Below are 19113 nucleotides of genomic sequence, written 5' to 3'. Positions count from 1 at the left end.
GACGCCGCCTCCGGGCGGCGTCGTCGTTTCCGGCCTCAGAACCCCAGCCCGCGCTGGCCGGCGCCTTCGTGCCCGAGCAGGAACTTCTTCAGCGGCAGGCCGCCGCCGAAGCCGGTGAGGCTGCCGTCGGCGCCGATCACGCGGTGGCAGGGCAGGATCACCGGCAGCGGGTTGCGGCCGTTCGCCGCGCCCACCGCGCGCACCGCCTTCGGTTCGCCGATGCGGCGCGCGAGCTCGCCGTAGCTCCAGGTCTGGCCGTACGGGATCCCCGCCAGCATCGTCCACACCTTCACCTGGAAGGGCGTGCCTGTCGGCGCCAGCGCCAGGTCGAACGCCGCGAGTTCGCCGGCGAAGTAGGCCAGCAGCTGTTCGCGCGGCGCCCGCAGCGCGTCGGTGTCGCGGCGCCAGCCGTCGCGGCCGGCCGGCGGATACTTGTTGTCCGGGAACAGGACGTGGCGCAGGCCGGCGTCGTCGGCGGCGACGGTCATTTCGCCGATCGGCGTGTCGAAGCGGTCGAACCGCATCAGGCGTTCTCCTTCACCGCGTCGCCGGAAAGAAACCACAGGTGCAGCACCGCATAGGCGCGCCACGGCCGCCAGGCCTGCGAGCGCGCCTCGGTCTCGCGTTCGCTCAACCGGCCGTCCGCGCCGCCGAGCACCTGCTGCAGCACGAGGTCGCCGGCCGGGAAGGCGTCGGGATGGCCGAGCGCGCGCATGGCCACGTAGTGCGCGGTCCACGGGCCGATGCCGGGCAGGGCGACCAGGCCGCGCACGAACTCGTCCAGGCGCTGGCCGGCGCCGAAATGCACGCGACCTTCGGCGACGGCGGCGGCGAGTGCACGCAGCGTGGCGGCCCGCGACTTCGGCAGGCCGATCGCCTCCAGCGGCGCCTCGGCCAGCTCCGCGGGGGTCGGAAACACGCGGTCCAGCCCCGGGCGGCCCGCGGGACGTTGCGCGCCGTGGTTCTGCACCAGCCGCCGCGCCAGCGTGGTGGCGCCGGCGACGCTGACCTGCTGGCCCAGCACCGCGCGCACCGCCAGTTCGAAACCGTCCCAGGCGCCCGGCACGCGCAGGCCGGGCCGGCGGCGCAGGCCGATCGCGAGCTGTGGCGTTCCTGCCAGGCCGGCCTGCACCGACGCCGGATCCGCGTCGAGGTCGAAGAGGCGGCGGACGCGGCGCACGAGGTCGGGAAGGCCGCGCGGGTCGCCGCCTTCGATCTCCAGCCGCAGCTCCGGCCGGTCCGGCACGGCGGTGACCCGCAGGAACACCGGTGCGTCGGCCGGGCCGCAGACCCGCTCGTAGGTGTCGGCGCCGACGCGCTCGATGCCGTCGATCGCGCGTTTGCCGAGGAAGGCCAGCAGCAGCGGAAAATCCAGCGGCGGGCGGTAGACCAGGCGCAGCGCCAGGGTGCCGGCCGGGGTTTCGCCGCGCTGGCGCCGGATCGCGCCCGGCGGCATGCCGCAGCCTTCGAGAAAGGCCGCATGGAAACGGCGCAGGCTGCGGAAACCCGAGGCGAGGGCGATCTGGGTCACCGGCAGCGCGGTCTCCGTCAGCAGTTGCTTGGCCAGCAGCAGGCGCCGCGTGCCGTGCACCGCGATCGGCGTCGCGCCGGTTTCGGCAAGGAACACCCGGCGCAGCTGGCGTCCGCCCAGTCCGACCTCGCGCGCCAGCTGTTCGACCGAACCTTCGTCCAGCGCGCCGTCGGCGATCAGTGCCAGCGCGCGCTGCACCGCCTGCTCGCCGCCGCGCACGAACGCGCCCGGCGACAGCTCCGGCCGGCAGCGCAGGCAGGGCCGGTAGCCGGCGGCGGCCGCGGCCGCGGCGCTCGGGTAGTAGCGGATGTTCTGGCGCTTGGGTGTCGGCGCCGGGCAGACCGGCCGGCAGTAGATGCCGGTGCTGCGCACCGCGGTGAAGAACAGGCCGTCGAAACGGGCGTCCTTGGCGGCGCGGGCGCGGTCGCAGACATCGGGCGGGGGCAGGGTCTGGGCATCCATGGGGACATCGTAGCGCCGGGCCCAATGCCAGACTCGCCGTTTTCGGACACCAATGCCACTGCCTCGCGAGAACCTATAATCGCGGCCTGCCCCTGGGAGCCCCCGATGTCCGCGAACCGCAACGACCCGTCCCGCACCATCCGCGCGCCGCGCGGCAACACGCTCAGCTGCCGGTCGTGGCTCAGCGAGGCCGCGTACCGGATGATCCAGAACAACCTCGACCCGGAAGTCGCCGAAAACCCGGCCGAACTCGTGGTCTACGGCGGCATCGGCCGCGCCGCGCGCGACTGGGCCTGTTACGACGCGATCCTGAAGTCGCTGCGCGAACTCGGCGACGACGAGACCCTGCTGATCCAGAGCGGCAAGCCGGTCGGCGTTTTCCCCAGCCACGCCGACGCGCCGCGCGTGCTGCTCGCGAACTCCAACCTTGTGCCGCACTGGGCCACCTGGGAACACTTCAACGAGCTGGATAAGAAGGGCCTGGCCATGTACGGCCAGATGACCGCCGGTTCCTGGATCTACATCGGTTCGCAGGGCATCGTGCAGGGCACCTACGAAACCTTCGTCGAGATGGGCCGACAGCATTACGGCGGCGACCTCACCGGCCGCTGGATCCTGACCGCGGGCCTGGGCGGCATGGGCGGCGCGCAGCCGCTGGCCGCGGCGCTCGCCGGCGCCAGCTCGCTCAACATCGAGTGCCGCCAGACCAGCATCGACATGCGGCTGCGCACCCGCTACGTGGACGAGCAGGCGACCGACCTGGACGACGCGCTGGCGCGCATCGAGAAGTACACCGCCGCCGGCCAGGCCAAGTCGATCGCGCTGCTGGGCAATGCCGCCGAGATCCTGCCGGAGCTCGTGCGCCGAGGCGTGCGCCCGGATGCGGTGACCGACCAGACCAGCGCCCACGACCCGCTCAACGGCTACCTGCCAGCCGGCTGGACGCTGGAGGAGTGGTTCAGCGAGCAGAAGAACAACCCGCAGCGCGTCGTCGATGCCGCCAAACACTCGATGCGCATCCACGTCGAGGCGATGCTGCACTTCCAGAACCAGGGCATCCCGACCTTCGACTACGGCAACAACATCCGGCAGATGGCCAAGGACGTCGGCTGCGCCGATGCCTTCGACTTCCCGGGCTTCGTGCCGGCCTATGTGCGGCCGCTGTTCTGCCGCGGCGTCGGACCGTTCCGCTGGGTCGCGCTCAGCGGCGACCCCGAGGACATCTACAGGACCGACGCCAAGGTGAAGGAGCTGATCCCGGACAACCCGCACCTGCACCGCTGGCTGGACATGGCGCGCGAGCGCATCAGCTTCCAGGGTCTGCCGGCGCGCATCTGCTGGGTCGGCCTGGGCGATCGCCACCGCCTGGCGCTGGCGTTCAACGAGATGGTGCGCAACGGGGAAGTCAGCGCGCCGATCGTGATCGGCCGCGACCACCTGGACTCCGGTTCCGTGGCATCGCCCAACCGCGAAACCGAGGCGATGAAGGACGGCAGCGACGCCGTGTCCGACTGGCCGCTGCTCAACGCGATGTTGAACGTCGCCGGCGGCGCCACCTGGGTGTCGCTGCACCACGGCGGCGGCGTCGGCATGGGCTACAGCCAGCACAGCGGCGTCGTGATCGTGGCCGACGGCACAGACGCCGCGGCCAGGCGCCTGGGCCGCGTGCTGTGGAACGACCCCGGCACCGGCGTGATGCGCCACGCCGACGCCGGCTACGACATCGCCCGCGACTGCGCGAAGCAGCAGGGCCTGAAGCTGCCGATGCTCTGAACGCAAGGGCTGCCAGGAATCCACCATGATCGGCTACGTCACCCTCGGCACCCGCGACATCGTCCGCGCGGCCGCGTTCTACGACCGCCTGCTGCGCGATCTCGGCGCCAAGCGTTTCATCGACAGTCCCCGCTTCATCGCCTGGTCGGCGGGGCGGGGAAAACCCTGGTTCGCCATCGCGCTGCCCTACGACGGCGAGCCCGCGCACCGCGGCAACGGCCTCATGACCGCGTTGGCGGCCGAGGATCGCGGCGCGGTCGATCGCCTGCACGCGCTGGCGCTCGAGCTCGGCGGCACCGACGAGGGCGGACCCGGCGAACGGGTGCCCGGTTTCTACGCCGCCTACTTCCGCGACCTCGACGGCAACAAGCTCAACTTCTTCCACATGGGGCCGCGCGCGTGACGCCGTTCTTCGCACTTTGGCTGGCGCTTGCCGTCGCGCCGGCGCCGGTGCCGGTTGCTGCGTCCGAAACGGACGCCGCAGCGGATTTGTCGGCGTGCCCGCCACCGGTGCGCGGCTTGCCCCGCTACCCCATGGACGCGCTGCGCGCCAATCGTTCCGGCGTGACTCTGGTCCTGGCGCGCATCGATGCCTGTGGCCGCGTGGTCGAGTCGCGCATCCACACGCCCAGCGGCCATCCGCAGATGGATGAGGCGGCGCATGACGCGGTGAAAGGCTGGGTTCTTTCGCCAGCCGAACGCGAACGTATCGGCGGCGAGTGGGTGAAGCTGCCGGTCAAGTTCGGGGGCGTGACCACCTACTACCCGAAGCGGGTCGATTGGCCGGAATCACACCGTCGGCCGCACTACGTCGCCGACCCCGGGGGGATCGGCTATCCGGACCTGGCCGCGTTCTACGCGGCGAGGCGGCTCGCCGTTTTGCGCCCTCTGAAGTCGCCCTACGCGCGCGTGACCGATCGCATCGGAACCCGCGTGCTGACCTCGTTCTACCCCGATGTCGAAGACGATCGCACGTTCTGGATGTACTTCACCCAGCTCGACGAGCCGCTGCGGATCGCCGCCGGGAAGCGCACGATCGAATCGCGTGTGGTCGCGGTGGCCAGGTATCGGCTTGACGAATCGGCCCAGCGACCCATCGTGCAGGTGGGTCTGCTGTGCGATCTGGAGCCCGGCGCCTGCGACGAGCTGAGGGCCTTCCTGCTCGAAGGCCTGCCTATCGCCAGGCCGCCGCGCCGCTGAAGGATCCACGGGACGAGCAGTGCTAGGCTTCCCGCGCGGCATCCGCCGCATGGGAGGGCGCAAGCATGCTGAGCATTCTCTGGACCATCCTGATCGGTTTCGTGGTGGGCCTGGTCGCGCGCGCGATCAAGCCGGGCAACGACAAGCTGAGCCTGCTGTGGACGATGGTGCTGGGCGTCGGCGGCGCGCTGCTGGCCAAATTCGTCGGCCAGGCCATGGGCTGGTACGCCGAGGGCGAGCCGGCGGGATTCATCGCCTCGGTGGTGTTCGCCATCGTGCTGCTTTTCCTCTACGCCGCGGCGAAGAAGAACAAGGCGTCCTGAGCGCGTTCAGCGCTCGCGCGGCGGGGCTGTCGTTCGGCGTGCGGGCGACGGCGCCAGCCGCTGGCCGGGAGCGGGCGAGGGCAGGGAACGCGTGCGCGGACGCCAGACATTCTTGCCCTGCTCGATCTTCAGCACGCGGCCATTGGACGAGTCGGTCAGCAGGTACAGCGCGCCGTCGGGCCCGTTGCGCACATCGCGGATGCGGTAGCCGAAACCGTTGAGCAGGCGCTCTTCGCCCACGACGCGGTCGCCGTCGAGGTCGAGCCGGACCAGCTGCTGCGTCGCCAGCGCGCCCACGAACAGGTCGCCGTGCCAGCGCTGCATCTGCAGCCCGGTGTAGAAGGCCATGCCGCTGGGGCCGATCGACGGCACCCAATAATGCAGCGGCTGCTCCATGCCGGGCGCGCTGGTGCCGGTGGATTCCGGGATGGGCTGGCCGTTGTAGTCCAGCCCATGGGTGATGATCGGCCAGCCGTAGTTGCGGCCCGCCTGCGGGATGTTCACTTCGTCTCCGCCCATCGCGCCGTGCTCGACCGTCCACAGCACGCGTGTCCACGGATTGAGCGCCGCGCCCTGGGGATTGCGGTGGCCGTAGGACCACAGGTCCACCAGCGCGTCCGGGTCGTCGACGAAGGGATTGTCGGAGGGGATGCTGCCGTCCGGCCACAGCCGCACCACCTTGCCCTGGTGGTGGTCGAGATACTGCGCGGTGATGCGCACGTTGTTCTCGCCCAGGGTCACGAACAGGTGGCCGGCGTCGTCGAACACCAGGCGCGAACCGAAGTGGTTGCCGCTGCTGAGCTTGGGCGACTGGCGGAAGATCACCTGCACGTCCTGCAGCGCCAGGTCGACCAGGCGGCCGCGCGCCACGGCGGTGCCCGCCAGGCCGTTGCCGCCGACTTCGGCGTAGCTGAAGTAGATGCGCTGGTTCTGCGCGAAGGCCGGGTCCAGCGCGATATCCAGCAGTCCGCCCTGGCCCGAGGCCCAGACGCCGGGCAGGCCGCTGACCGGCGCCGACAGCGTGCGCGTGGCCAGGTCGAGGATGCGCAGCCGGCCCGGGCGCTCGGTCACCAGGGCGCGGCCGTCGGGCAGGAAGGCCAGAGCCCAGGGATTCTGAAGGCCCTGCACGATCGTCGTGACCCGCAGCGGGCCGAGGCTGCTGGGCGCGATGGCGACATTGCCGGTCTGAGCCGTCGTCATGCCGGCGACGGAGGACAGCAGCGAGATGGACAGCAGGCGAACGGCGAACCGGGACATGGTGGGGGCTCCAGCGTCCCGCCCGTGCGGGCGTGCGGCGATCTTAGCGCCGGCGCGTTCGTCCGGCGTGAGGGCGGCTCAGGCCGCGCGCACGCGGATCTCGACCCCGTCCAGGCGCACGACCTGGCCTGCGCGGACCTTGCACGTCTTGCGCAGCTCCACCTCGCCGTCCACGGTCACCGCGCCGCTGGCGACGATGGCCTTGCCCATGCCGCCGCTGTCGCAGAGGCCGGCGAGTTTCAGCAGCTGGTTGAGTTCCACGAACTCGCGGTCCAGTTCGAAGTCGATCGTGTCCATGGCGACAGCGTAGCGGATCAGGCGCCGTGTTCGGCGACGTCGTCGAGCAGCCAGCGCACGAAGGCCTGCGCGCCGGGGCGCAGGCGCCGGTGCGCGGGATAGACGATGTGGTAGCTCCAGCGCGCGGTCAGCTTCGGGCCCGGTAGCCGGCGCAGCCGTCCATCGGCCAGGAAGGGCCCCAGCAGCCGGTCGCGCGCCAGCACCGCGCCCAGGCCCTGCACCGCGGCCTGCAGGCTGCCGGTGCTGTCCACGAAACGGTAGCGCTCTTCGAAGCGCAGGCCGTGCACGCCGGCCGCGCGGAACCAGTCGGGCCAGCCCTGCCGCGCCAGGTCGGCGATCAGGGGCAGGGTGGCGATGTCGGCCGGCTCGCGCAGCGCGGCGATGCCGGGCAGGCCGGGCGACGCGACCGGGTAGAGCGTCTCGTCCATCAGCGGATGCGAGCTCAGCCCCGGCCAGTGGCCCGGGCCGTGGCGGATGCCCAGGTCGGGGCCGCCTTCGTCGAAGCGGGCCAGGCCGGCGTCGGTTTCGAAGCCCAGCGCGATGTCGGGGTGGGCCGCGGCGAACCGCGGCAGCCGCGGCATCAGCCAGCTGAAGCTCAGCGAGTGCAGGGTGGTGATGCGCACGCGCGGGGTTTCCTGGCGGCGGCCGCGCAGGCCGCGCAGGGTGCCGTCCAGGTCGGCCAGGGCATTGCCGGCGGCATCGGCCAGCTCGCGGCCTTCGGCGGTCAGGGACACGCCGCGGGCATGGCGCAGGAACAGCGTCACGCCCAGCCGCGCCTCGAGCTTGCGCACGTGGTGGCTGACGGCGCTCGCGGTCAGGTGCAGCTCTTCCGCGGCGTGGGCGAAATTCTGGTGCCGGGCCGCGGATTCGAAGGCGGCCAGGGCCGGCAGCCAGTCCGATCTCAGGGTCATTACCTAGCCTCAAGCAGGATTTGTGGCTGACTCGGAAAGTATGCGCTTGTGCCGCCCTTGGCCTCAAGGAAAATGGCGGCCAGACACGAATCGAGCTTGCCTCGCCATGAAGAACCCCAGCCCCGCGGTAGTGCCCGTCGAACCGGTCCAGGTCCCCGCCTGGCGGACTCCCGTGGAGCTGGGCCTGCTGGCCGCCATCTGGGGCGCGTCCTTCCTGTTCCAGCGCGTCGCGGCCCCGGAGTTCGGTGCCAGTGCGCTGTCGGAACTGCGCCTGGCCCTGGGCGCGGCCGTGCTGCTGCCCTTCCTGTGGCTGGCGCGGGCGGACTTCCCGGCACGGCTGTGGCCGCGGCTGGCCCTGCTGGGGGCGATCAATTCGGCGATTCCCTTCGCCCTGTTCGCCTGGGGCGCGCAGCGCGCCCCGGCCGGCGTGGGCGCCATCACCAATGCGATGGCGGTGCTGTTCACCGCCCTGGTGGCCTTCCTGTTCTTCGGCCAGCGCATCGGGCTGCGCAAGGTGCTCGCGCTGGTGGTCGGCTTCGTCGGCGTGATCGTGCTGGCCAGCGACAAGACCGAAGGCGCCAGCGTCGGCTGGGCCACGGCCGCCGGCGTGCTGGCGGCGCTGATGTACGGCGTCGGCGCGAACCTTGTGCCGCGGCTGCTGGCGGGCCTGCCGCCGTCGGCGGTCGCCGCCGCGACCCTGGGCAGCGCCGCCCTGCTGTCGCTGCCGTTCGCGGTCGCGCAGTGGCCGGAGCATGAGGTGTCGGCGCCGGCCTGGGGCTCGGCGATCGCGCTCGGCGTGATCTGCACCGGCCTGGCCTATGCGATCTACTATCGCCTGATCCAGCGCATCGGCGCCGCGCGCGCGGTCACCGTCACCTACCTGGTGCCGCTGGCCGCCGTGGCCTGGGCCTGGAGCGTGTTGGGCGAGCCGCTGACCTGGCCGATGGCCATCGCCTGCGCCCTGATCCTGGGCAGCGTGGCGATGAGCCAGCGGCCGGCGAAGTAGGACATCGCCATGCAGTGGCGGGTCGTGTTCGACTTCGAGATCGAGTTCAGCAACGGCGGCGGCCTGCAGGGCCAGGATTTCCGCCTGGACATCCCGGGCGAGCAGATCGGCGACGGCGACCTGGCCGCGTTCCTGGTCCGCGACCTGCGCCTGCTGATGGTCGAAACGGTGCGGATCTTGCGCAAGCGGGTGGTCGTCGAGCCGCACAAGCGGGCGGCGGAACTGTCCTGGGGCTGAGCCGCGGGCAAAAAAATGGCAGGGCCGCCTGTCCCGAAAACAGTCGATTGCCCTGCCCAAGGTCGTCAACGCCAGGGGGCGATTGACCTGAAGTGGCGCCGCCGTTCCGACGAGGAGGAACGGTGGCGTGCGGCGACTGGACCATTGCACGGACTCCGGACGCAAGCGCATGGCCGGGGCCCCACGGTGTCGGGCGCGGCTAAACTGCTCAGTATCACTGCCCAGTCGGCATCACGGCCTTTCAATCCAGTGGCTTGGCATGAACCAGCAGCGATGGCTGACAAGCTTTGCCTAGCTGTCCTTGCCAGGTACATAAACGCTGACGCACCGAGGGTCGCCGGGGCGATTGGAGCAAGCGCTTGAATTTGCCCAAACGCCTCCCGGGCCGGACAATGCCCCGTCCCCACGGAGCCGTGCCTTGAGCGAAGCCGCCGAAACACCGTCCACCCCCGTCAACCTGCGCCAGCTGTGCGCGGGTTTCGCAAAACCCCATCTGGGCAAGGCGGTCTGGCAACTGCTCAACACCCTGCCGCCGTTCGCGGCGATCTGGGCGCTGATGGCCTGGAGCATCCACGCCGACTGGAACTACCTCTGGACCCTGCTGCTGGCGATCCCGGCGGCCGGCCTCTACGTGCGCACCTTCATCTTCCAGCACGACTGCGGCCACGGCTCCTTCTTCGCCAGCAGCAAGGCCAACGACACCGTCGGCCGCTGCCTGGGGTTGATCACCCTGTTCCCCTACGGCTACTGGAAGAAGACCCATGCCGTGCACCACGGTACTTCGGGCAACCTCGACCGCCGCGAGATGGGCGACATCGAGACGCTGACCGTCGCCGAGTACCAGGCGCTGTCGCCGTTCCGCCGGTTCTGCTACCGCTTCTACCGCAGCACGCCGGTGCTGCTGGGCATCGGCCCGGCCTACCAGTTCGTGATCAAGCACCGCTTCCCCTTCGACCTGCCGTTCTCGTGGAAGAAGGAGTGGGCCAGTGTCTGGATCAACAACCTGATGCTGCTGGTCGTCGGCGGCCTGATGGCCTGGGCCATCGGCTGGCAGACCGTGCTGATGGTGCACATCCCGATCGTGCTGATCGCCGGCGCGCTGGGCGTGTGGCTGTTCTATGTGCAGCACACCTTCGAGGATGCGTACTGGACCAAGGGCAAGGAGTGGGATTCGAGCCAGGCGGCGATCGCCGGCAGCTCCTTCTACGACCTGCCGCGGGTGATCCACTGGTTCACCGGCAACATCGGCTACCACCACATCCACCACCTGGCCAGCCGCATCCCGAACTACAACCTGCGTGCCGCCTTCGAGTCGCATCCGCTGCTGCAGGCGGCGCCGCGGCTGACGCTCTGGACCAGCCTGAAGTCCGCGCGCCTGAAGCTTTGGGACGAAGAGCTGCAGCGCATGGTCGGTTTCCCGAAGCGCGCGCGGGCCTGACTTGGCGTTTGCGGCGCACCTGCTGTTGCTGGCGCTGGCTGCTTCAGGCGACCTGCCCGACGACGGCATTGACTATGGTGCCTTCGAGGACGTCAGCTGCCGCGAGCATGCGCCGCGGGTGAAGTACCCGGGGAAGTTGCGCCGAGCGGGCCTCGGCGGGATCGTGATCTACCGCGTGTCGGTTGACGCCGGGAACAATTACCTCGGTGCCGTCGTCCACCAGAGCAGCGGCCATCCCGAGCTTGATGCCGCCGGCATGAAGGTGTTGCCGACTTGGTGCTTCAAGGCTGGCCGCGAAGGCGGCGTACGCGTCGCCGGCGACGTGCTGGTCCCGATCCGGTTCACCCCGAGACAGTCCCGCTAAAGGAGATCGCGCATGAGCCACCAGGGGAGTTGCCACTGCGGACGCATCGCCTTCACGGTCGAGGGCGAGCCGGAGTCGGGCCTGGAGTGCAACTGCTCGATCTGCCAGCGGCGCGGCCACGTGCTGTGGTTCGTGCCGCGTTCGGCGCTGACGCTGCTGACGCCGGAGGCGGATATGGCGACCTACACGTTCAACAAGCACAGCATCCGGCACCAGTTCTGTGCGGTCTGCGGCTGCGGCGTATTCGGGCTTGCCTCCATGCCCGATGGTACGCCGATGGCGGCAATCAACCTGCGCAGCCTCACCGACATCGATCTCGCGTCGGTTCCGCGGCAGTTCTTCGACGGCAAGAGCCTCTAGCCGCGTGACGCCGGCTCGCTTGCGCCGGCCGCCAGGATCGTCTGCCGCCGCGCCAGCGACCAGCCGGTGAAGGCCCAGACCAGGGCCAGCGCCGCGCCGGCCACCGCGACCACCGCCGGATTCGACGCGATCGCATCGATGCCGGTTTTCACCCACGCGCTGACGGCATCGGCGCCGCGGTAGACCGCGGTGTCGATGACGTTCTTGGCCTTGTACTTGGCCTCGGGCGGCACGACGGTGAACAGCATCTCCCGGCCCGGGCGCGCCAGCGCGTATTCGCCGGCCCGGCGCGTCACCATCACCACCGCGAACACCGCGAAGGTCGGGGCCAGCGCCAGCCACAGGAAGCCCAGCGCCATCACCATCGGCACCGTCGTCAGCAGCACCACGATGCCCAGCCGCTGCACGATGCGCCCGGTCAGGAACAGCTGGGTCAGCAGCGCCAGGGCCTGAACGATGAAGTCGAGCGTGCCGAACACGCGCGCCTGGTCGGCGCGGTCCGGGAAGTGCAGTTCCACCAGCCGCGCCTGTTCGAAATAGAGGAAGGTCGTGACGCTGGCCAGCAGCACCACGAAGGCGGCGATGCCCAGCAGGTAGGGCGAACGCAGCACCGTGCCGATGCCCGCGAAGGGGTTGCCGCCCAGCGGCTGGCGGCGCGCGGTTGTTTCGTCCGCCTGCAGCGGACGGCGGTCGCGCCAGACCTGCAGCGCGCGCGCCGCCACCGCCGAACCCAGCAGCAGCGCGGTGCTGAGCACCATCAGGCCGGCCAGGTCGAGCGCGCCGACCAGCAGCACGCCCAGCAGCGGACCAGCCAGTCCACCGGCGCTGGCGCCCGCCGCCATCAGCGCGAACAGGCGCTTGGCCTGCGCGACGGGGAACAAGTCGGCAAGAACGCTCCAGGCCACCGAGATCGCCAGCAGGTTGAACACCGACAGCCAGATGTAGAAGCCGCGCGCGATCCAGGCGTTGTCCGGCTGCAGCGCGATCGCCGCGGCGAAGCCGAGCAGGTTCAGCGCGAAGAAGCCGTAGGTCCAGGGCAGGATGCGCCGCCGCGGCGCCCGCGCCGCGATCCATCCGAACAGCGGAATGGCCGCGAGCGTTGCGACGAAGGTCCCGGTGAACAGCCACTGCAGGTTGTCCACGCCGCCGGCGATGCCCAGGGTTTCGCGCACCGGCCGCAGCATGAAATAACCCGCGAACAGCAGGAAGAACATCAGCACGCCGGCAGCGACTGCCGGCGTTTCGTCGGGTTCGACGCCGAACAGCCGGGACAGCCCGCGGATGACCGGCCCCGGCGTCGCCATCAGGCAAACATCGCCGCGAGTTCGGCGCGCTCGGCGGGGCTCAGGTCGCGGCCGACGCCGGCCTTGAGGTTGTCGCTCTGCCGGTCGGGCTTGCCGGTGGCGGGGATCACCACGGTCACCGCCGGATGGCTGGTGACGAAGCGCAGGAACATCTGCGCCCACGAGGTGACGCCGGCTTCGGCCGCCCAGCCGGGCAGCGGCCGGTCGCCGACGAGGGAAAACAGCCGGCCGTCGTCGAAGGCGCGGTTGATCATCACCGCCACGCCGGTGTCCTTCGCCAGCGGCAGCAGGCGCCGGTCGGCATTGGTGGTGCTGACCGAATAGTTGATCTGGATGAAATCGGGTTTTTCGGCGGCCATGATGTCGGCCAGCTCGTCGTGCTTGCCGTCCACGTAGTGCGTGAGGCCGACGTATTTCGTCTTTCCCTGGGCCTTGAGCTCGCGCGCGAAGGCCAGCTGCGTCTTCCAGTCGCGCAGGTTGTGCACGGCCAGCAGTTCCACCTTGTCGGTGCGCAGGCGCCGCAGCGAGGCCGCGAACTGCGCCTCGCCCGCGGCGCGGTTGTCGGCGGCGAGTTTGGTTGCCAGCCAGATCCGGTCGCGGATGCCGAGCTCGGCCATCAGGTCGCCCAGCACGTCCTCGGCATTGCCGTAGTTGGGCGAGGTGTCGATGACGCTGGCGCCACCGGCGACGAAGCGGCGCAGCACTTCCTTCAGCGGCTCGCGTCCGGCGGCGTCGACTTCGAAGCTGCCCGAGGTGCCCATGCCGATCACCGGAATGGTCTCGCCGGTGGACGGGATGGCGCGCCGCGTCATCCCGGCCGCGGACGGCGCCGACGCGAAGGCGGGCAGGGGGTGCAGCGCCGCGGCGGCCGCGGCCAGTGCGGTGGCGGAAAGGAAGGAGCGGCGACTGGTCATGGCGGCACCTCGTGGCGTGGTTGGCCCGTCCGATGGTGCGTCAGCCTAGGTGAAATTTCCGTTCGTCAGCCCCTGCCATTCGTCGGGGCGTGGCTGGGGCGCGACGAACCGAGCGGCCCGTGCGGGCCTGCCATGTCGCCCGGCCGGAACGCTCAGGATTCGCTGAGCGTAAGTTCGATGGAGGTGTAGAACGGCGCCTTCCACGTGCCCTTGAAAGTGGCGGCCGGCAGCAGGGCGTGCACGCACCGGGCCAATGGGGTTTCGCCCTGGCGCCAGGTCTTCGCGACGGACCCGTCGGCGTTCAGCACGAACACCACGGTGAACTTGGACAGGTCCATCCCCGGGCGCGCGCACTGGGGCAACGCCGCTCGCAGGAAGTTGCCCTGCGCCTGCATGAGTTCGGACATCGTTTCCGAGGGCAGGCTGGCTTCGTTGGCGTCGGCCAGCGCCTTGGCCTCGTCATAGCTCTGGGCGGCGGAGGCGAGCTGGATGGCGAGCAGGATCACCTGGAACATGTCTGGTGCTTCCTTGAAGGCTTGAAGTGACGCCCGGAGCGCCGGTCGGCCCATGGTTCAGCAGCCTCGCTGGCCGGTCAAGCGTGTGCCTGCGGGCCCGCGGCGCCGGCAGTCGGCCGCGGCGATCAGATGGGCTCAGGCCACGCCACCGGGCGGGTCCTTTCGGAAGTCGCGCGCCGCCAGGCTGCGGGTGAAACGGAACACGCCCTCGCGCACCACGCGGGTCAGGCGCAGGTCGATGATGGTGGTCTGGTTCGGCCGGATCACGTCCAGCAGGTCGGCGATGTCGGCGCCGAGTTCGGCCGGCCAGTGTTCGACGAAACGTTCGGCCTCGCGCGGCTGCAGGCGCAGGCCGTAGGGCGGGCGCGGGATCAGTTCCGGACGGCGCACCTTGCCGTCTTCGTCACGCAGCTCCGGGCAGCCGGTCAGCACCGCGTGGTTGAGGAAGAAGGCCAGGTTGCCGGACGCACGGCGGTTGCCCTGGCGGTCGGTGAGGAAGTTCTCCGGCAGCTGGTTCGGGTCGGCGGCGGGCCCGGCGGTGAGCAGCAGGTTCATGTCGGGAACGCGCGCGCCGGTGTCGTCGAGCAGGCGGAAGATCACCATCGCGTGCGGGTCGTGGAAGTAGCGGCGGTCGGGAAGCACGGGGATCTTCTCGATCTCGATGCGGCGCGACAGCTGCTGGTGCTGGGCGTTTTCCGCGGCGAAGGCCTGGCGCAGCGCGGCGTACTGCGCCGAGGACGTCACGCCCAGGCAGCGCAGCACGGCATCCACCGTCGGATGCGGCTGGCCGTCGTTGCGCACGCTGCCCAGGATGCCCATGTCGGTGCCGCTGTGCGACACGCCCGGCACGATCTTGAAGGCGCTCGGCGCCGAGGCGCCGCTCGAGACCTTGCGCAGCGTGCGCAGCCGCTTGCGCGCCGCCGGCAGCGCCTCGCCCGGCTGCAGCGGTTCCTGGGCCAGTACCAGGTGGCTGCAGTCGAGGTTGGCGGCGGCCAGCCGCACCACGCCGTCGCCGCCGGTTTCGCCGGTGTAGCTGTTGATGTGGTCGTAGAGCTTGCGGTCGATCGCGTCGCCGCTGAGCACGAAGGGGAAGACCGGGTTCGCGCCTTCGGTGAGCTTGAGTTTCGGGTAGTCGTGGATCCAGCGCAGGTTGAGCGCCAGCGATTCGGGGCTGGCCAGCTCCAGCCAGTCCAGCACCCCTTGCCCCGGCTCCACGCCGTTGAACCAGGCCTTGATCGCGCCGAGCCGGCTCTTGCCCAGCTGCGCCAGCGCCGAGCCGAAGTTGGCCGGCGCCAGCATCACCAGGTGGCTCATCGGGCAGGCGTCGAGCGTCTTGCGCTGCACGTGGTAGCGGTCCAGCCACTCGCGCACCACCGGACCGCCGGTGCTGTGGGTGATGCAGGCGAAGCGGCGCTTGCCGCCGGCCTCCGCCAGCACCTTCGCGATCGCCTGGTCGAAGCCGCGGGCGATGTCGGCGACGGTGACCTCGTCGCGGAAGCTGACGTACTGGCCCAGGTGCACATGGGCGACGTCGATGCCGGGACCGCCGGCCTTCGCCGCCTCGGCCTTCAGCCGGGCAGGCAGTTCGCCATAGGTCGAGGTGCTGGTGACGGACCAGCCATGCACGAAGACGAGCAGGGGCTTGGACATGCGGGCCTCGGTTCGGGGGGATGCCGGGGCCGGCGGTGGCGCCGGCGATCCAGTATCGCGAACGCGGGCGCGGCAGCCAATCGGCCGCCGGCGCCGGCCGGCTTCAGGCCGGGCTGGCGGGCGCGCCTTCGGCGTCGGCGGCCTGCGGCTGGGCCGGCAGGCGCTTGGGCACCTGGTTGGCGTCGAGCAGCCGCTCGACGCGGGCGAAGACTTCGGCGCGCGAGAAGGGCTTCTTCATGAAGTCGTCGGCACCGATGCGGTGCACGTAGAACTGCTCGGTGGCTTGTTCGTTGCCGCTGATCATGATCACCGGGATGTCGCGCGTGTACGGGTCGCGGCGCAGCTGGCGCAGCGCGGCGAAGCCGTCCATGCCGGGCAGCACGATGTCCAGGAAGATCAGCTCGGGGCTCTGGGTGCGGGCGATTTCCAGTCCGGTCTCGGCGTCCTCGGCCTCGAGCACGTGGTACTCGTTCTGGCGCAGCATGCGCGAGAGCAGGGCGACGATGGTGGCCGAATCGTCGATCACCAGCATGCGGGTGCCGGGGCGGGCATTGGTGCGCGGCTTGAGACGGCGCTCGGGCGTCGGGTTGCCGCCCTCGGCGGGCACGGCGGGCGAAACGGCGGCAGGGGCCGCAGCGGATGCCGGCCGGGCCGGTTCGGCTTTTGGTCCCCAGCCGAACATGCGCTTGATCTTGTCGTAAATGTCCACGTTTCCAGCGCTCCCCGCGCGATAGCCGCGGCACAGTGTCCACGGCCCGCGGCCGGCTGGCAATCGCCCCGGGCTGGACATCGGGGGCAGGGGCGCGCACCCTTCCGGCCCCGATCTTCGCCGGAGTGCCCGTGGCCCCGAAATCCACCGTCTTCAAGGCCGAGCTGCAGGTCAGCGACATGGACCGGCACCACTACGCCAGCCACGCGCTGACCCTGGCCCAGCACCCGTCCGAGACCGAGGAGCGGCTGATGCTGCGCCTGCTCGCCTTCGCGCTGTACGCCGACGAGCGCCTGGAGTTCGGCCGCGGCCTGAGCACCGACGACGAGCCCGACCTGTGGCGCAAGGACCTGACCGGCTTGATCGAGCAGTGGATCGAGCTCGGCCAGCCGGACGAGTCGCGGGTGCGCAAGGCCTGCGGCCGCGCCAACGAGGTGGTCGTGGTCACCTACGGCGGCCGCGGCGCCGACCTGTGGTGGGAGAAGAACGAGGCCGCGCTGGCGCGCTGCCGCAACCTGACGGTGCTCGACATCGCGCCCGACACCAGCAAGGCGCTTGCCGCGCTCGCGCAGCGCAACATGGCGCTGCAGGCGCTGGTCCAGGACGGCGTGCTGCAGCTGATCGCGGGCGACACCACGCTCGAGATCACGCCCCGCCTCCGCCGCGCGCCTACGCCCTGATCATTCGGACTTGCTGCCGCAAGCAGGTCCCTTGCTCGCCCTTCTTTCGGCGCCGGGCTCGTTCTTCGCGATAGGCCGCCGCACGTGGGGTCTCTTGGTGCCGGGATCGTTCTTGGCGATAGGCCGCCGTACGTGAGGGCTCTTTCCGCGGACGCCGTGAATCCATCCATGGAGGCTCTTCGAAAACGTCCATGTTTTCGAAGCCGCGGAAAGAGCCCTCACGCACGACGGCCTCCGAACCGTCCGGGCCGGACTATCGAACTCGAAAGGCTCGCTTGGAAAAGGCTTCTGGCATCTCTGCCGTTGAACTGCGGCTTGCCCGGGTCTGCTCCTGAAGCCATATCCGTCCAGACAGCGAGCTTCCGTGCCTTCTGGGGGCACGCGCTTCTCCCGACGGCTCGCGACACCGCTCCGTGGCGACGACGTAGACAAGAGGGGGTGACTGAAGTGGAGGGCAGGAAGCCCGTAACGGCCGCTCGTGAGTTGGGCAGGATGCCGCTCACGCCGGACAGGAGTCCAAGTGCCGCGAAGGGCAGGATGCCCGAGAGCGGCCGCCCGAGCGGGCAGGCACCCCCTCTTGTCTGCGGCGGCGCACGCCGGATCAACCGCAAACGAGCAAGGGATCTGCTTGCGCCAAAGGCGCAAGTCAGTCGAGGGACTTGGATTCGGCGGCGCCGAGGGTCGAGGGGTCGGGCTTGTGCGGCGGCTGGCGCGACAGCAGCGGGTGCACGAAGACGCCGGCCAGGATGATGGCGACGCCGGCGTAGAACATCCCGCCCAGCTCCCGCTGCTCGCCCAGCAGCAGCATCGCCAGCACGATTGCGTAGATCGGCTCCAGGTTCACCGCCAGCTGCGCCGAGAACGCACTCATGTGCCGCAGCGCCACCAGCGACAGCGCGAACGGCAGCAGCGTGCATGCGAGTGCCAGGATCACCAGCAGCATGCCGTCGCGCAGGCCGGGCAACACCAGCGGCGAGCCGAACCAGGGCAGAAGCGGCGTGCAGAGCGCCAGGAACAGGCCGCCGGCGCCGAGCTCGACGCAGGTGACCGTGAGCGGATCGGCCCGCTCGACGTAACGCTTCTGCAGCGCACCGAACAGCGCCACCAGCACCGCCGAGATCGTGCCGACCACGATGCCCGCGCGCATCCCACCGGGCACACCGCCGACCACCAGGGCCACGCCGGGAACGGCCGCCACGCCCAGCAGCAGCTCGCGCGCCTGGAATTTCTTGCCGGTGACCCAGGGTTCGACCAAAGGCACGAAGACGGTCGCCAGCGCGATGCAGGTGACCGCCACCGACGCATTGGCCAGCTTGATCGCGCCATAGAAGGTCAGCCAGTGCAGCGCCACCAGCGCGCCGATGCCGGCATAGATGGCGACCAGGCGCGGCGGCAGCGCCCGCAGCCCGCGCCACACCCGCGGCACCAGCAGCAGCGCGCCGGTCACCAGCGCCATGCGCCAGACCACCAGGGCCATCGCCGGCAGCGTGATCGCCTTGCCCAGGATCGCGGTGAAGCCCCAGAGCAGCACGCACAGGTGCATCTGCCAGTGGGCCTTGGTGGTGGGCGTCATCGGCTGTCGGGTCTGGTAGGGGCCAGCGCGCGTTTTTCCGCCGCCGTCAGTTGCTTGATCGCGTACTCGGCCTTGAGCGCGCTGGAGCGGTCGGGATGCTCGAAGCGCGCCAGCAGCTGCCGCGGCGGATGCGAGCGCGTGTAGCGCGCGCCCTTGCCGGCCAGGTGCTGCGCGTAGCGGCGCTCGACGTCGACGGCGACGCCGGTGTACAGGCTGCCGTCCTCGCATTCGATCAGGTACACGTACCAGGGTTTCACTGCAGGCTCAGGGCGATCCGGCGCCAGTCGTCGCGCACCTGGCCGCAGTCGCCGCCGCCCATGGCGAACTCGCGGCAGACGAAGGGGCGCTGTTCGTAGATGCTGCAGCACATGCGCTCGCGGTCCAGGGCCACGCACCAGCCGTCGTCGGCCTTGGCCATGATCAGGTAACCCTGGTCGTCCTCGTCGAGGAAGTGCTCGGGCGGCGCGTCGCCGGGCAGCACCAGCACGGGCAACTGGCAGCAGCAGGCCTGGCAGTCGCTGCAGGCAACGGTCGGGTCGATCGTCGGGTCGAGGTCGGTGTCCACGGCGGCATTGTCCCATGCCGGGCCCGCCGCCCGGATGGCGAATG

23 protein-coding genes are annotated in these 19113 nt (G+C 70.4%); 10 read left to right on the top strand and 13 right to left on the bottom strand.

Annotated elements, in window-relative coordinates; translation table 11 throughout:
* Nucleotides 1–35 precede the first annotated feature (35 nt).
* On the bottom strand, nt 36–524 hold the full coding sequence (locus tag E1B00_RS05715) for a methylated-DNA--[protein]-cysteine S-methyltransferase (RefSeq protein WP_139446507.1): 489 nt from the start codon (nt 522–524) through the stop codon (nt 36–38).
* Complete coding sequence (locus E1B00_RS05710) at nt 524–1993, bottom strand: AlkA N-terminal domain-containing protein (RefSeq protein ID WP_139446505.1); 1470 nt, start codon at nt 1991–1993, stop codon at nt 524–526. Before E1B00_RS05710 ends, E1B00_RS05715 begins: the two co-directional genes overlap by 1 nt.
* 105 nt (nt 1994–2098) lie before the next feature.
* Here E1B00_RS05710 and hutU point away from each other — a divergent pair, with 105 nt between their 5' ends.
* The 4 genes from hutU (at nt 2099) to E1B00_RS05690 (ending at nt 5289) form a co-directional block, all read left to right on the top strand.
* Nucleotides 2099–3766, top strand: coding sequence for a urocanate hydratase (hutU, locus tag E1B00_RS05705; RefSeq protein WP_139446504.1), 1668 nt, complete (start codon nt 2099–2101; stop codon nt 3764–3766).
* Nucleotides 3767–3791: 25 nt separating this feature from the next.
* Nucleotides 3792–4169, top strand: coding sequence for a VOC family protein (locus E1B00_RS05700; RefSeq protein ID WP_139446502.1), 378 nt, complete (start codon nt 3792–3794; stop codon nt 4167–4169).
* Nucleotides 4166–4966, top strand: coding sequence for an energy transducer TonB (locus E1B00_RS05695; protein ID WP_139446500.1), 801 nt, complete (start codon nt 4166–4168; stop codon nt 4964–4966). The genes E1B00_RS05700 and E1B00_RS05695 overlap by 4 nt, the downstream gene beginning before the upstream one ends.
* Nucleotides 4967–5031: 65 nt before the next feature.
* A complete protein-coding gene (locus tag E1B00_RS05690) occupies nt 5032–5289 on the top strand; it encodes a GlsB/YeaQ/YmgE family stress response membrane protein (protein WP_139446498.1) in 258 nt (85 codons plus the stop codon).
* Between the two features lie 6 nt (nt 5290–5295).
* Here the strand turns inward: E1B00_RS05690 and E1B00_RS05685 are convergent, their stop codons facing one another.
* The 3 genes from E1B00_RS05685 to E1B00_RS05675 all read right to left on the bottom strand — a co-directional run bounded on the left by E1B00_RS05685 (nt 5296) and on the right by E1B00_RS05675 (nt 7754).
* Nucleotides 5296–6546, bottom strand: coding sequence for a PQQ-dependent sugar dehydrogenase (locus E1B00_RS05685; protein WP_220396234.1), 1251 nt, complete (start codon nt 6544–6546; stop codon nt 5296–5298).
* Between the two features lie 78 nt (nt 6547–6624).
* Nucleotides 6625–6843: an RNA-binding S4 domain-containing protein gene (locus tag E1B00_RS05680; protein WP_139446496.1), complete on the bottom strand. Its 219-nt coding sequence runs from the start codon at nt 6841–6843 to the stop codon at nt 6625–6627.
* 17 nt (nt 6844–6860) lie between these two features.
* The gene (locus E1B00_RS05675; protein WP_139446494.1) at nt 6861–7754 is read right to left on the bottom strand and encodes a LysR substrate-binding domain-containing protein; all 894 of its coding nucleotides are present in this window, start codon (nt 7752–7754) and stop codon (nt 6861–6863) included.
* 106 nt (nt 7755–7860) lie between these two features.
* On the opposite strand from E1B00_RS05675, the gene E1B00_RS05670 reads away from it, so the two are divergent.
* From E1B00_RS05670 to E1B00_RS05650, 5 genes are all read left to right on the top strand, one after another.
* Nucleotides 7861–8760: a DMT family transporter gene (locus E1B00_RS05670; protein ID WP_139446492.1), complete on the top strand. Its 900-nt coding sequence runs from the start codon at nt 7861–7863 to the stop codon at nt 8758–8760.
* 9 nt (nt 8761–8769) lie between these two features.
* A complete protein-coding gene (locus E1B00_RS05665; RefSeq protein WP_139446490.1) occupies nt 8770–8997 on the top strand; it encodes a cyclase in 228 nt (75 codons plus the stop codon).
* Nucleotides 8998–9415: 418 nt separating this feature from the next.
* Nucleotides 9416–10435 carry a fatty acid desaturase gene (locus tag E1B00_RS05660; protein WP_139446488.1) on the top strand — a complete coding sequence of 340 codons (1020 nt, stop codon included), beginning with the start codon at nt 9416–9418 and terminating at the stop codon, nt 10433–10435.
* 1 nt (nt 10436) lies between these two features.
* Nucleotides 10437–10799 carry an energy transducer TonB gene (locus E1B00_RS05655; protein ID WP_139446486.1) on the top strand — a complete coding sequence of 121 codons (363 nt, stop codon included), beginning with the start codon at nt 10437–10439 and terminating at the stop codon, nt 10797–10799.
* A 12-nt stretch (nt 10800–10811) separates the two neighbouring features.
* A complete protein-coding gene (locus tag E1B00_RS05650; RefSeq protein ID WP_139446484.1) occupies nt 10812–11159 on the top strand; it encodes a GFA family protein in 348 nt (115 codons plus the stop codon).
* Here the strand turns inward: E1B00_RS05650 and E1B00_RS05645 are convergent.
* The 5 genes from E1B00_RS05645 to E1B00_RS05625 form a co-directional block, all read right to left on the bottom strand.
* Nucleotides 11156–12463, bottom strand: coding sequence for an NTP/NDP exchange transporter (locus E1B00_RS05645; protein ID WP_139446483.1), 1308 nt, complete (start codon nt 12461–12463; stop codon nt 11156–11158). The two genes, E1B00_RS05650 and E1B00_RS05645, sit on opposite strands and share 4 nt — an antisense overlap.
* The gene (locus E1B00_RS05640) at nt 12463–13377 is read right to left on the bottom strand and encodes an aldo/keto reductase (RefSeq protein WP_139446481.1); all 915 of its coding nucleotides are present in this window, start codon (nt 13375–13377) and stop codon (nt 12463–12465) included. The genes E1B00_RS05645 and E1B00_RS05640 overlap by 1 nt, the downstream gene beginning before the upstream one ends.
* 152 nt (nt 13378–13529) lie before the next feature.
* Nucleotides 13530–13892: a hypothetical protein gene (locus E1B00_RS05635; RefSeq protein ID WP_139446479.1), complete on the bottom strand. Its 363-nt coding sequence runs from the start codon at nt 13890–13892 to the stop codon at nt 13530–13532.
* A 135-nt stretch (nt 13893–14027) separates the two neighbouring features.
* Nucleotides 14028–15542 (bottom strand): esterase/lipase family protein, encoded by a 1515-nt coding sequence (locus tag E1B00_RS05630; RefSeq protein WP_139446477.1) that lies wholly within the window; start codon nt 15540–15542, stop codon nt 14028–14030.
* A 103-nt stretch (nt 15543–15645) separates the two neighbouring features.
* On the bottom strand, nt 15646–16251 hold the full coding sequence (locus E1B00_RS05625) for a response regulator (protein ID WP_342774263.1): 606 nt from the start codon (nt 16249–16251) through the stop codon (nt 15646–15648).
* Between the two features lie 131 nt (nt 16252–16382).
* On the opposite strand from E1B00_RS05625, the gene E1B00_RS05620 reads away from it, so the two are divergent.
* Entirely contained in the window at nt 16383–16931 is a 549-nt protein-coding gene (locus E1B00_RS05620; protein ID WP_139446475.1) for a YaeQ family protein, read from the top strand.
* 646 nt (nt 16932–17577) lie between these two features.
* On the opposite strand, the gene E1B00_RS05615 is transcribed toward E1B00_RS05620, so the two are convergent.
* From E1B00_RS05615 to E1B00_RS05605, 3 genes are read right to left on the bottom strand one after another with little or no spacing between them, the layout of a single operon-like run.
* On the bottom strand, nt 17578–18504 hold the full coding sequence (locus E1B00_RS05615; RefSeq protein ID WP_139446473.1) for a DMT family transporter: 927 nt from the start codon (nt 18502–18504) through the stop codon (nt 17578–17580).
* On the bottom strand, nt 18501–18761 hold the full coding sequence (locus E1B00_RS05610; protein ID WP_139446471.1) for a GIY-YIG nuclease family protein: 261 nt from the start codon (nt 18759–18761) through the stop codon (nt 18501–18503). The genes E1B00_RS05615 and E1B00_RS05610 overlap by 4 nt, the downstream gene beginning before the upstream one ends.
* The gene (locus E1B00_RS05605; RefSeq protein WP_139446468.1) at nt 18758–19069 is read right to left on the bottom strand and encodes a YkgJ family cysteine cluster protein; all 312 of its coding nucleotides are present in this window, start codon (nt 19067–19069) and stop codon (nt 18758–18760) included. Before E1B00_RS05605 ends, E1B00_RS05610 begins: the two co-directional genes overlap by 4 nt.
* Nucleotides 19070–19113: the final 44 nt, after the last annotated feature.

This window comes from Arenimonas terrae (genome assembly GCF_006265115.1).
Classification (GTDB): domain Bacteria; phylum Pseudomonadota; class Gammaproteobacteria; order Xanthomonadales; family Xanthomonadaceae; genus Arenimonas; species Arenimonas terrae.
Note: the sequence above shows the minus strand (reverse complement) of the source record. Positions and strands in the feature narration are given on the sequence as shown.

Bases quoted from the DNA above. Each gene is read 5' to 3' on its own strand.
- E1B00_RS05715 (WP_139446507.1), bottom strand. From the start codon at position 524: ATGCGGTTCGACCGCTTCGACACGCCGATCGGCGAAATGACCGTCGCC.
- E1B00_RS05710 (WP_139446505.1), bottom strand. From the start codon at position 1,993: ATGGATGCCCAGACCCTGCCCCCGCCCGATGTCTGCGACCGCGCCCGC.
- hutU (WP_139446504.1), top strand. From the start codon at position 2,099: ATGTCCGCGAACCGCAACGACCCGTCCCGCACCATCCGCGCGCCGCGC.
- E1B00_RS05700 (WP_139446502.1), top strand. From the start codon at position 3,792: ATGATCGGCTACGTCACCCTCGGCACCCGCGACATCGTCCGCGCGGCC.
- E1B00_RS05690 (WP_139446498.1), top strand. From the start codon at position 5,032: ATGCTGAGCATTCTCTGGACCATCCTGATCGGTTTCGTGGTGGGCCTG.
- E1B00_RS05685 (WP_220396234.1), bottom strand. From the start codon at position 6,546: ATGTCCCGGTTCGCCGTTCGCCTGCTGTCCATCTCGCTGCTGTCCTCC.
- E1B00_RS05680 (WP_139446496.1), bottom strand. From the start codon at position 6,843: ATGGACACGATCGACTTCGAACTGGACCGCGAGTTCGTGGAACTCAAC.
- E1B00_RS05675 (WP_139446494.1), bottom strand. From the start codon at position 7,754: ATGACCCTGAGATCGGACTGGCTGCCGGCCCTGGCCGCCTTCGAATCC.
- E1B00_RS05670 (WP_139446492.1), top strand. From the start codon at position 7,861: ATGAAGAACCCCAGCCCCGCGGTAGTGCCCGTCGAACCGGTCCAGGTC.
- E1B00_RS05665 (WP_139446490.1), top strand. From the start codon at position 8,770: ATGCAGTGGCGGGTCGTGTTCGACTTCGAGATCGAGTTCAGCAACGGC.
- E1B00_RS05650 (WP_139446484.1), top strand. From the start codon at position 10,812: ATGAGCCACCAGGGGAGTTGCCACTGCGGACGCATCGCCTTCACGGTC.
- E1B00_RS05645 (WP_139446483.1), bottom strand. From the start codon at position 12,463: ATGGCGACGCCGGGGCCGGTCATCCGCGGGCTGTCCCGGCTGTTCGGC.
- E1B00_RS05640 (WP_139446481.1), bottom strand. From the start codon at position 13,377: ATGACCAGTCGCCGCTCCTTCCTTTCCGCCACCGCACTGGCCGCGGCC.
- E1B00_RS05635 (WP_139446479.1), bottom strand. From the start codon at position 13,892: ATGTTCCAGGTGATCCTGCTCGCCATCCAGCTCGCCTCCGCCGCCCAG.
- E1B00_RS05630 (WP_139446477.1), bottom strand. From the start codon at position 15,542: ATGTCCAAGCCCCTGCTCGTCTTCGTGCATGGCTGGTCCGTCACCAGC.
- E1B00_RS05615 (WP_139446473.1), bottom strand. From the start codon at position 18,504: ATGACGCCCACCACCAAGGCCCACTGGCAGATGCACCTGTGCGTGCTG.